The 13,120-nt window shown below is 46.6% G+C and carries 2 protein-coding genes; one reads left to right on the top strand and one right to left on the bottom strand.

Features of this window, described 5'->3' with window-relative positions; all coding sequences use genetic code 11:
- Window positions 1-12 precede the first annotated feature (12 nt).
- The gene (locus RT717_RS23845; protein WP_317488850.1) at window positions 13-3,231 is read right to left on the bottom strand and encodes a CHAT domain-containing protein; all 3,219 of its coding nucleotides are present in this window, start codon (window positions 3,229-3,231) and stop codon (window positions 13-15) included.
- A gap of 479 nt (window positions 3,232-3,710) precedes the next feature.
- Between RT717_RS23845 and RT717_RS23840 the strand changes: the two genes are divergently transcribed.
- Complete coding sequence (locus RT717_RS23840) at window positions 3,711-13,040, top strand: LamG-like jellyroll fold domain-containing protein (RefSeq protein WP_317488849.1); 9,330 nt, start codon at window positions 3,711-3,713, stop codon at window positions 13,038-13,040.
- The last annotated feature ends 80 nt before the right edge of the window (window positions 13,041-13,120 follow it).

Here is a 13,120-nt window from a genome sequence, read left to right as displayed (position 1 = left end):
TGGAAGGGGTTTTTACTCACCCACCATTATGAACGCACCCCAGTAGTAAGGCTCAGGGTATTTTTTCTTCAGCGACTTTTGCGCATTGATAAATGAAGCATGCTTATCGCCTGTCTTAAGCCAATTTTCATAAAAGTGAGTCATGAGTTCTTGTGTGGCATCGTCATCTACTGTCCACATCGACATGATCATGCTTTTGGCTCCGGCCACTCTGAATGCCCTCTGTAGTCCGTAAACACCCTCGCCGTTTTGTACTTCGCCAAGACCCGTTTCGCAGGCAGATAGTACTACTAACTCAGTACCATCAAGGTTGAGGTTCATTGCTTCGTAGGCAGTTAGAATACCGTCGTCGTCTGTCATTTCGCCGGTTGCCAGAAAGCTATTGGCTCCTGCAAACACCAGACCCGACTTAAGAAGCGGGTTCTCAATATACTTAGTGTCGATAGCCTCTTCAGGCTTAGGATCCTCAAGGAAAAACCCGTGCGTGGCCACATGTAAAGTGCGGGGATATTTGACACTCTTAAGCGATGTCTCGATAGCATTGTCGCCCAGCACAACTTCCGATGAAGTTTTGCTCGAGGTGTAAAGGGCGTTAATTTTTTCCACCTCTACTTTTGTTCCCGGGAGAAGCGCAAGCAGGTCGTCACTGTTGATGTAGCGGTTGAGGTTTCCTCTGATTCCTCGTGGAAGGCCCCTGGAAGCTCCCCTTGTCAAACCACGGCTAGCGCTTTCTTCACCATCTGAACCTCTCGACCCCCGTGTTCCACGAGTGCCTCTGGTTCCCCGCACCCCCCGGCTATCTCCACCGCCTTCAGCGGCAGCTGCCACTACGCTGGAAGCAATGGCTTCTTCAGCTTTTATGTCTTCAAAGGCGCCTTTGTTATAGTTGGGATAGCCTATGAGCACTGCTTTGCCGTCCTTAGTTTGTAAGGCCGACTGTTTTCTTTCCTCTACGAGGTCTTTGGTATTGGTTACTACCTGAATCTCTATTTCGTCGAGCGTGTAATTGCCGGTATCTGGGTTTCGCAGGGTATAGATGCTGATTTGGTTAAAGGCCCCATCTGGTGACAAATACACCTTTTTGACGCCTTCTAATTTATTGGCGATAGGCTTCCAGAATAGTCCGTAAGAGAAGTCTTCTTCAATTTTGTACCGGATGGCGTTCCTATAGTTGGCCAGGTAGCGGTCTTCCATTTGGTTACCATTTCTTATAATCACCAGGTCAGGGTTGTCCTTTGTGTCGCTGCGAACAATCAATGCTGCGTAAAAAACATTATCTGTAAAAATGCCGCTTGAATCGGGCTTGAATTCTCTAAAGCGGATAATTTCTACAGCAGCTTCTCCAGGCTTAAGCTTGTCCCGTACATTTTGCCAGGTGTAGTCTTTCTTCACAAACGTATTGGAGAAAGCAGCCGAAGCGGTACTTAACTCCCTTTCAAGGCTATTGGCAATGTTAGATAGTGAGTCAATTTTTCGATTTCTGATGTCCAGTTCCTCATCGTTTGAAGAGTATAACTTGGCGATCTTCTCCTTTTGACTTATCCAATCCTGGTACTTGTTGATGATAACGGTATCACCACTGTTGAGGATGCTTTCACGCACTTTGTTGGTGGCATACAGAATCAAGCCTTTAGTAGCGAGCTGAATATTGTACATATCGCCAATAAGCGCAGGGTTGTCCTGGAACCTATCAATGGCAAAGGAATTAAACTCTTCGAAGGCAGTTCGTAACTTGGTATAGTAGAACGTTGCTTTTTCGTCTTCGCTAAGAATTGGGAAGTAAGCGTTGATCTGAGTGAAAAAGTTATCAAATGTTTCCTTGTAGAATGCTTCAGCACCTTTTGAGTCCTTTTGTGCCCATTTAAGGATAGCTAGCTTATTTGTCGTTTCAGCATATTTTGGATGAGTGGCACCCAGCGCTCTTTTCCTTATTCTTAAAGATTCGCTATAATACTTATCGGCTTCGCCATAGTTTTCTCGCTTGAACTGAAGATTACCCATGTTGTGTACACTATTGGCGTAGTCAGGATGATCTCCTCCCAATACGGCCTTATCGGTGGCCAAGACTTCGGTCATCGTGCTGAGAGCCTTTTCCAGCTGGCCATCGTTGATATATGCAAGTGCCAGGTTGGCCTGAGTGTAGGAGTAGTCGAAGCTATCGGCGCCCATCACATCACCAATAATTTGCATTGCCATTTCGTATGCTTCGATGGACTGAGTGTGATTTCCCATATAATTGTAGACCGACCCAAGTGCGTCGAGAGAGTAGGCATACAAAGGAGACTCTACTCCGTACAAAGTCGAATCTATTTTGAGTGCCTGTGTAAAGTAGTTGACGGCTTCCTCGTATAGGCCCATTCTGAATTTTACGGTGCCTGTATAATTATAAATAAGACTTTTTACCTGCTCGTTTTCTCCCTGAAGTCTGTTTAGAATTGAGTTAGCCTCTGTAAGCGTTTCCTCGGCTTCGGAATAGCGGCCTGCTGACTGATAGAGATAACTCAAACTGCTTAATGCAACCACATAATCAACCGAAGCACTCCCTACGCTATTTTCCAGCAACTCTAGTGCCCTTTCGAAAGTCCTTTCTGATTTCGAGTATTCTCCTGTAGCGGTGTATAAAATGGCTAGGTTGGTGACCACCGAAGGATAATTAGGATTATCACTATCAATCTCTCGCATCAGTTTTCTCAGTGTTGTTTCGCTGTCTTTGTAGCGTCCCATGCTCTTGTAAAGGTCAGCAAGGTTTTTCACTGTCCTGGCGTACTCTTCACTCTTATCTCCATAGGCCTTTTTGTCTTCGTCGACCAGTTCTAAAAACAGCTTTTCTGACTCCTGATAGTCGCCAAGCCCCATGGCATAGAAAGCCAGGTTGAACAACAAACCGCCATAATTGTATTCTGATTTATCCTGAATGGATTGTCGTAGGGCATATTCCTTTTTGTAGTAATCATAGGCCTTCATAGGGTCGCCCTCCACATCGTACGACTCGCCCAAAAACGAGTAAATGAGGGCAGTAAGGGTATCTTTTTTAGGCTCGGAGAACTTTAGAAGATCGGCTTCGAGATCAAGGATAGTGGCGTAGTCGTAACCGTCATAAGCTTTCTTTGCCTTTTCAAAAGTTTTTTTGAACGGCTTACTGTCAAACTTATACTGGGCTGATGTCGGCAGAAATGCAATTGTCAGAAAAAAAATCAGAAAGCCTTTAAAAAACAAAATGGGGGTCTTCATGAGCCGTCAGATTTAGGTTGATTGCTTTAACCGAACAAGTTACAACATAGAAATATAATAATCCCAGAAGAAAATAGGATTTCTCTAATTCGATTGGCGATCGGTTGAGTTTTTAAACTGGAGACAGACAAAAGATGACTAAAGACCTGGGCATATCCGATCATTGGAGGAGATATCGTGAATTTTTTTTATATAATCTGGTTGGCGGAGTAGTAAAATTTAGCTTTTGAGCTTATGTTTAGGAGAGAATGTGCTAATCGAACTTTTTCATCGCTTAGTTCACGTTTCACTGTTTCCTTCAGCTATTGAATAATTTTTTTAAAAGGGCTCAAATTGAGTACCTGGCCAACTTCATTCGTTCAGGTTTTTTATTTCTTCCAGGGTTTACTATGCCTTCACCGAAGTTCCATTTTCCTCCTTTCAGGATACTGTTAGTAGTATGCGCTATTTTCTTGTCGTTTTCAGAAGCCTTTTCGCAAATGACAGTTTCAACCACAACGCCATTTGTTAACGAAACAAATATTGTAGCGAGTGATGATATCATTCTGATTTTTGATGCAACTCTAGATGGTACAACACTAAATGCGACCAATATCCGGGCCATGGGAAGCAGGTCAGGTCTTCATTCTGCGGTGTACTCTGGCGGAGGCACAACAAGTCTTACGATAAATCCTGACGTTGATTTTTTTGCTGGAGAGAAAGTAACGGTGACCATAACAGATGGTGTACTTGCCCTTTCGACCCAAGCGGCAGTTCCATATACACTGTCTTTCACGATTGAGACCGGCCCATTTGAAGGCGCATTTATCAAGCAATCAACAGCTTTGGAAGGCGTTGTCGACGGTGCTGCAAGTTGGGCAGACTATGATGGTGATGGAGATTTTGATGTGGTAGTGAGTGGGTATGATTTTGAATACGGAGGAGTAATTACAAAGATCTTTAGTAACTCCTTAGGCAATTTCGAAGATATTTTTGCATCACTAACTGGAGCTTATGAGGGTAGTGTCGATTGGGGAGATTATGACAATGATGGTGACCTTGATTTGTTTTTAACCGGATTCAGCGATTTAGGAGTACCTCTAGCAATTTTATACAGAAATGATGCTGGGACTTTTACAAATGCAGGAGAAACTTTCCAAGGTGTTGCTTTCTCTGAAGCTGATTGGGGAGATTTCGATAGTGATGGAGACTTAGACCTTGTGGTACAAGGAAAATACAACAGTAATTTTCCTGCATTGACTTCAACAATTATTTACCGCAATGATGCTGGAACGTTCGTTGATCACAACGCAGTTGTAACGGGTGTATATGAGGGTGGTGTGGCTTGGGGCGACTATGATAGTGATGGAGACCTTGACCTTGTAAGTAGTGGAACTACAGACAGTGATGCCTCCACAATTACCACAATTTATCGAAATGATGCTGGCGTATTCACAGATATCGTAGCAGGACTTGAAGGAAAGTCCGTTGGTAAAGTGGCCTGGGGTGATTATGATAGTGATGGAGATCTTGACCTGCTTGTATCTGGATCAGGCGCCGATAATGCGCCCATTATTTATAGAAATGATGCTGGCGTATTTGTAGATAGTAATGCTGGACTGTTAGAAAATGGTGAAGGGGAATTCGCCTGGGGTGATTATGATGGTGACGGAGATCTTGACTTGGTTATCAATGGATCTGGCGAAACCAATGACCCTACGACAACCATCTACATCAACAATTCCGGAACTTATGTGAATTCCGGGATAAAAGTTGATAACTACATCTATGGTACCGCTGATTGGGGCGACTTCGACAACGACGGTGATTTAGACCTCCTGATGACAGGAACAGATGACTTCAATGGAGGGCGAATTGCCCTATATTTGAACACACTTGCGCCACCTGCCATTTACAATGCCACGAACGTCACCACTGAGGGCTTCACGCCTAACTTAATTGCACCGCCCGGCGCAGTAGATCTCCTCGTTGACGTATCTACCGACCCGGCATTTGGCTCATTCTTGCCTTCAGGTCAGAATATTAGTGTGGGAATATCGGGAGGAGTCGATATTAGCGTGACCCTCACCCCGGGAACACAATACTTCTACCGGGCCAAGACGGATTTTGGTGGAAGTGAAAGTTCCTACTACGTGTCGAACGGTTTTATGGTCCGCCAGGGAAATGCCTTGCCATTTACTGTGGACGACTATGTGGAGATGTTTGATAGCCCAATATTGGAACCAGCAGGGGCTTTCACTATAGAATTTTGGTTTAGTACGACTGCCACAGGTAATAAGGTATTCATCGAAAAAGGAAATTCAGATACGGAATATTCGGTTCAGCAATCATTGGGGGATCAAATAACTCTTGTAGTTAACGGTGGTTCCATGCAAACTAATGGCACGTACAACGATGGTGTCTGGCACCATGTAGCGGTTGTGTATCGTGGTGCAGGAGACGGGACCATTTATGTTGATGGGGTTGACGATACCGACACGGGGACCAATACCCTTGGAACACCGGCCTACTCGTTCGGTCGTCTAACTATTGGAGCCAGAAGGACTGCAGGCACTCTCAACCTTGAAGGAAGTATTGATGATGTACGCATCTGGGATGGCGAGCGTACGTTGAGTGAAATCAATGACAACAGATATTCGACACTTGTGGGTAATGAAGCTGGGCTTCTTGCTTACTATCGATTTGACGAGGTATCTGGGGTGGTTTTGCCAGACCTGACTGGCAATGGATTGAATGGAGAATTGAAGAACATGACTGGCACAGAATGGATAGCTTCAGGTGTGCCTGATCCGGCCGAAACCATTTACGTGAAGGCCGATGCATCCGGATTGAATAACGGAACTTCGTGGACGAATGCTTATACGGATTTGCAGGACGCCCTGGCCGCTGCTGCAGATGGTGACCAGATATGGGTGGCCAACGGTGTATACAGGCCTGATGGGATCAATGCGGGCAACACATCTCTTTCGTTCGTGATCACTCAAAACGATCTGAGTATTTTTGGTGGTTTTGATGGCATTGAAGGAAGCCTTGGTGAGAGGTACGCAGATCCGTCGCAGACGGTTTTAAGTGGTGACCTCAACGGCGACGATGACTTCAACTTTTCTTTTATTTCTGACAACTCAAATAACGTCGTTATCATCAGCAACGTGACTGGGGTTTACCTAGATGGTCTGACAATTAGCGGGGGTAATGCGGCCGGCGATGGTGGCGGAATCTACTCATCAACGGCTGAATTTAGTATTAATAATGTGTTTGTTGAGTATAATTATGCCGGAACAAGTGGCGGTGGCGCTTATATCACGGGCACGAGCATAACAATCCTTAACAGCCATTTCCAGAACAACCAGGCAACGACTGGTGGAGGAGCTTATTTGGACGCTTCGGAGCCATTCATCTACAGAAGCGTCTTTCAATATAACGACGCAGTTTCTGGCGGCGGGCTTTATATGAATGGCTCAAACCTGATTGACAACTCAGTGAGCTATTACAATAAATTTCTTAACAATGGAGCTACAGCTACAACCGGCGGAGGTATTTACCTCCAGGAGAGCTACTTTGAGGCTTTTCAAAACCTTTTTGCTGGCAACTTTGCATATGATTACGGTGGGGCGATTGTCGTCGACGACCTGTCTACCTCTATCGTGGTCAATTCTACCATTGCTGACAATGCTTCGAATGACGGGCCAGGCGCCCTGAACTTCTTTTCGGGCGCATCCATACAGATTGATAATTCGATTTTTTGGGGGAATACCTCGGTGGCACAGGCAGGTAGTTTGAAAAACTTTAATGACGGCGGAGCGTTTACGATCCAGAACTCCATAGTGGAGGATTGGGACAATACGGCTTACGCCGCTGAGACTGAGAGTAATATTTACCTCACCGATCCCCTGTTTATCAATTCGGCCAACCAGGACTATCACCTTTTGCTGGCATCACCAGCTATCGATGCCGGCGACAATTTTGTTCTTGAACAACCTTGGTATATAGACATATTCGATGAGGATCAGGATGCGGACTATCTGGAGTATGCGCCGTACGATTTAGGAAAGAACCCCAGATACTACAACTTTACAGTAGATTTGGGTGCTTTTGAACACCAGGGCAATCCTGATCCTTTGTTGTTTGCCTATGTAGATGTGAATGCGGTTGGCAACAACGATGGAAGTACCTGGACGGACGCCTTCACCGATTTGCAAAGTGCACTTGCCGCAGCGGTGGATGGTACGGAGATTTGGGTAGCGGCAGGCAATTACTATCCAAGCGGAGACGATCCGTCTATTCCTTTCGTGATCCCAACGGGAACATCCGTTTATGGGGGCTTTAACGGGACAGAAACAAATCTTTCGCAACGAGATCCGGTGACTAATGTGACTAGTCTTGATGGCGATTCTCCTAATTTTCTCAACAGTTACCTTGTCGTTTATATTGGAGGCTCTGGCAACAATGCAAGGCTTGACGGTTTTACTATTAGTGGCGGTAGCGGGGAGTTTGGAACCGATAACTATGGCGGAGGCATTAAGATCGAAGGAGGTGCTGATCCCATTTTGGCCAACCTCACCATTCAACTTAATCAGAACGATTTCGGTGCCGGCTTATATGTAGGTAATAGCACCGTTACTATTGAGAAGTCTTCATTTCTTTCCAACTCGGTGATCAACTTTGGTACTGGAGGGGCCATTTATGCCGACAATGCTATCATTAAGATTTCGAATAGCTATTTTAACAACAACACAGCGTGGGAAGCCGGCGGTATTTATCTTTCGAACGGATCTTCTCTACTGGCTGTCAGTGTCGATTTCGATACGAATAGTGCGTTTGGCCTGAATGGGGGAGCCATTGGATCCCTTGATTCAGACATTTCCCTCACAAATGGGAGATTCTACAATAACTCTGGGAATCCGGGTGCTGGGATTTATTTTAAATCGGCTTCATCTGATCACAGTGTGATCTTAACTCAAACAACATTTACCACTTCATCCAGTAGCGATGGAGTAGCAGTTGTTTCTTCCGGCGGCTTTGTTTCCAGCGCTGTCATTAGCAACAGTGTTCTTTGGGCTAATGCAGGTAGTCAGATCAATATTATCGACGACGGCTCCAATCTTGACATTTCCAACTCGGTTGTGGATTCCTGGAACATAGGAGATTATTCGGGCTTTGCAGGAACAATTACCGCTGCCAATATATCGGTAGCAGATCCCCTTTTCACCTCGTCAGGCACTGGAGACCTCTCCATCCAAAGTGGGTCTTCAGCGCAGGATTTCGGCGATATCTCGTTCCTTCCGCTTGACGACCTTGACGTCGACAACGATGCGAATACTGTTGAAGTGTTGCCTTTGGATTTGGCGGGCAATCCCCGTATTTCGAATGCTCAGGTCGACGCTGGTACATATGAAATTCAGGTGGGCCCTGGTCCTTTTGTAGTAACTTCCAATAATGGAGAAACGCCCGTGGCTGCTGTTAACAATGGCACGCCTGATGTTGTTGTGGCGGGATTAGCTGTTAATATCACTGCTGGAACCACATTGACGAGGGTCGCTTTTACGTCAAGTGTGGACCTGAGCAAGAGTTTCCAGAATTACAGACTGTACTACTCGGTAGATCAGTTTTTCTCCACTGGGGGCGACAATGTATTATTAAGCAGTAGTCCATTTTTGTCAATTACAGATATTGAATTCCAGTCTCTCAGTGAGGTGCTGACTGCCGCTGACCATTACCTTTTCCTTGTGGCAGATACTAAAATTGAGGCGAACCCCACCCAACCGGGTATTAGTTTTGCCTCTTCCGAGTTGGGTATTGATTTTTCAACAGGAACGGTTGATCCATTCACCTATAGTGGCCCAACGATAACATTTAAGGCGGGCCCCATTTTTAGTGCTACTGCTCAAAACAACACAGGCTCAGAGGTTACGGTTGGCAGCGGGTCATCAGGCATTGTGTTACTGGAAGCGCTCATTTCAGCTAATCAGTACGCCGAGCTCACCGCTCTGACTTACAACTTTTCAGAAGACCCCCAGGCTAACCTCCAGAACTTCCAATTAGTGATTTCTGCGGACAATAGTCTGGCCACTACAGGTGATAATGCAATTATTTCCCCTACTCTGGTGACAGCCAGCAATGCTTCTTTTGACCTCACTAATGAGCCCCTTTATGTGGCAGGAAAATATTTCTATTTTATTGCTGATTCACGAGCTGACGCTACCGGAACAGGTGCCCCGTTGACATTTTCGATGGACGATGCAAGCATCTCCGTGGCATTTGGTCTGGTTACAGGCATTAGCGTGATAAGTGACCCACTGGTAGTGACAACTGTGGTTACACCAACAGCACCAACTGGTCTCACATTGGGAAAAAATTCGGCAAATGAGGTCACTGGTAATTTTCCAACGTCAGGAGCTGAAGGCTATGTGGTTATTCGAAGATTGACTTCTTCGGCAGCCTATGTGCCGCAAAATGGTGCAGCCCTCACTCAGGGAGCAACGCCCGCCACCGACAACTACGTGGTGCAGGTAGGGGCAACATTTTCATTTACAGATACAGGCCTGGTTCCGTCAACCGACTACACGTACGATGTTTATGCATTTAACGGCACGGGAAGCAGCACCATTTATAGTGCAACTTCTGCCACCTCAAGTATCCTTACTTACCCCGCTACCCCGACTGATGCAGGCGCTCTTGCTATCTCAAAGGACAAGGCGAATGCTATTAGCGGCTCTTTTAATGGCTTCGGGTCAGATGGTTATGTTGTTATCAGAAAGCTGACCAGCGCTGCTTCCTATACGCCTGTAACTGGTGTGCCGCTAACGCAGGGATCGACTCCGGCGGCGGACAATACAGTGATACAGGTTGACATAGCCACCAGTTTTACCGATACTGGTTTGCTGCCAGAGACGGACTACACCTATCTGGTTTATGCTTTCAATGGAACAGGAGCTGAAACAGTTTACAGCATCAACCCAGTAATTGCAAGTGTTTTAAGCTTTGCAAGTACTCCCATAGAGCAGGCAAGTGGACTAGTCTTGACTCAGAATGGCGCTGTAGTGACGGGCTCGTTTACGGCTGCAGCTGACGCAGCCAGCTACCTTATTTTGAGAAGATTGGTCGGAATAGTTGACACGGCCCCGCTGGACGCCGCAGACTATGTGTATGGGGAGATTTACAGTGAACAATTCGTTGTTCAATCGGCAACGGCCCTCACTTTTTCTGATACCTTAAGCGAAGTTGCAGGCACAGAGATATTTTATGATATATACTCCTTCAATGGAACTACGGCGACTACGAACTACAATGTGACTAGCCCTCTTCAGGGCAGCATTGTTCTGGAAGCAATAGATTTGACGCCCACCTGGCTGGCTGCAACCAACATTACAAGCTTTGGTTTTCAGGCCAACTGGTCCGCTTCAGAGGCTGTTGATGGCTACAGGCTGGAAATAGCAACCGACGGACTCTTTACAAACTATTTGCCAGGCTACAATCCCTTTGAGACTGCCGACACCGTGGCCTCAGTGACTGGTCTTTACCATGCCACGAGCTATTTCATGAGGATAAAGGCATTCAATGCAGATGGTGAAACTGCCTATTCAGATACCCTTGAGGTCAAGACATTAAAATCTGACGAGTTGACGGAGGACTCAACAGCCCTTGTGAAAATCTATGATGAAATGGGAGGCGCCGGCTGGACAAATTCAGCAAACTGGAAAGCAGCTCAGGTGAGAGGTTGGTCGGGTGTTGTTGTTGAGAACAGCCGGGTGACGGCCCTGAACCTTCCCTCCAACAACGTGACGGGAGCTTTCCCAACGATGACCGGCACCGAGCTAAATGCTTTGGTGCAGCTGGATCTGGCCAATAACCAAATCACCACGGTGCCAGCCAATGCTAACCTGTCAGCACTGCAGACACTCAACGTGTCAAATAACCGACTGGACTTTGGTTCGCTGGAGCAGTTTGCAGGAGTAACGACGTTTAGCTACTCACCGCAAGCGGACTTGTTTACCGCAGTTGACCTGCTTCAGGAGAGAGGAGAGCCTTTATCAATTGACCGGACAAGTGCAGGGACTTCAAACCAGTATCAGTGGTATAAAAACGGGACAGTCATCGATGGGGCCACCGGGCCGGAGTACACGATAGCCTTTCCAACATTTGCTGAAGAGGGGAGCTATACAGCTCAGATTAACAACACCCAGCTGCCCAACCTTACGTTGACCACATTGCCTGTGGCACTTCGGGTAAGCTCACTGGAACGGGACAGGCTGATATTGACCGAGCTTTATAACCTACTGGGGGGTGATAGCTGGAATAATAATACAAACTGGAACACGGCTGATATAGCGACCTGGTTTGGGATCACAGTAGCGAACGACCGTGTTACGGGCATAACCCTTCCATCCAACAATCTGCTGGGTGAATTACCGGTACGTCTCGGTGACATGCGAAGGCTGACAGTTATTGATATCTCCAACAATGAGGTAAGCAGCTTACCAACTCTTACTAACATCATAGCGCTTACCACCTTAAATGTGAGCAACAACCGGCTGCAGTTTGACGACCTGGAGCCCAACATAGGCATAGCCAGTATCAACTATGCCCCTCAGAAACTGACCGGCCAGGCCCGAGACGAAAAGATAGCTGTGAACACAGCAGTAACTGTAGAGGTGCCTGTTGGCGGCACAGCCAATAGCTACCAGTGGTACCACAATGGTTCATCGATAGCAGCAGGAACCAGCAGCACCTATCAACTGGGGCCGATAAGATATGAGAACATGGGAAGCTACGAGCTGGAGATAACCAGCAGCAAAGTGGCAGGGCTGACCTTGCGAAGCGAAGTACAAAAAGTGCTGGGCACCGCCACGATTACGGGTCTGATCTCCGACCTGAACAACGCTAGCGTTGCCAATGCAAATGGTGCATTGCTGGGAGTAAAGACCGGAGCGTACGATACAACAGGTTTTTACAACAGCGCAGCCAATGGAGGCTTTGAAATCAAAGACATAGTGTTGGGAGACTATCTTTTGTATGCCGAGCAGGACCACCAAAAATACATACCAAGTTACTACCGTAGTACGATCGACTGGGTGTTTGCTGATCTGATCCAGCTAAGAGACAATATTGGCGACCTGGTGTTGACGATGGTTAACGTACCGAGGGAATTGACGCCAGCAGATGGAGACAACACGTTCAAAGGTCTTTTTGAGTCGGACTTTGGGGACACTGGCGGCAAGGTGCTTGACCGCAGCCGTGTGCAGGGAGCAGGCGTGAGTGTGAGCCGTTCCCGGTTCAGGGCGAAGGACAATGAAGATGACTATGAGCTGATCGCCTATGTTCAAACAGATGAAACGGGTCAGTTTGAGATGAACAACCTTCCTGATGGTGACTATCGTGTTAATATTCAGTATCCGGGTATTCCGATGGATCCTACTTCTTTTATCGATTTTCAGCTTGGCGGTGGCACAGGCGTTGAGCAGAACAGCATCCGTATCAATGCGTTGGCTACGCCAACCAGCATTGTGGTGACCAAGGTGGAAGAGACGGGCATCTATTTGGATTACTTCAAGGGGCTGACGGTGTACCCTAACCCGGCGGATGACTATATCACGATACGGTACGAGAAGCTTGTAAAGGGCGAGGTTGTCGCAGAGCTTATGGATTTGAACGGTCAGACGATAATGTCAAAAGCGGTGCGGCAGGGCACCAGCCAGCAGACTGTATTGGATTTGACAGATGTTAAAAACGGCCTATATATATTGCGATTTTTTGACAAGCATGGGAATGGAGTAGAGATAGTCTCATTCAGGTTGATAGTGAAGAAGTAACCTGGATTCACATGCCATTCTGATTGGCAAATTTTTTAACACAAGTAGTGGTATTTCAGTAGATTATGCGTTAAGTTCTA

This window comes from Imperialibacter roseus (assembly GCF_032999765.1).
GTDB lineage: Bacteria > Bacteroidota > Bacteroidia > Cytophagales > Cyclobacteriaceae > Imperialibacter > Imperialibacter roseus.
The sequence above is the reverse complement of the archived record's forward strand: the minus strand, read 5'-3'. Positions and strand labels throughout refer to the sequence as shown.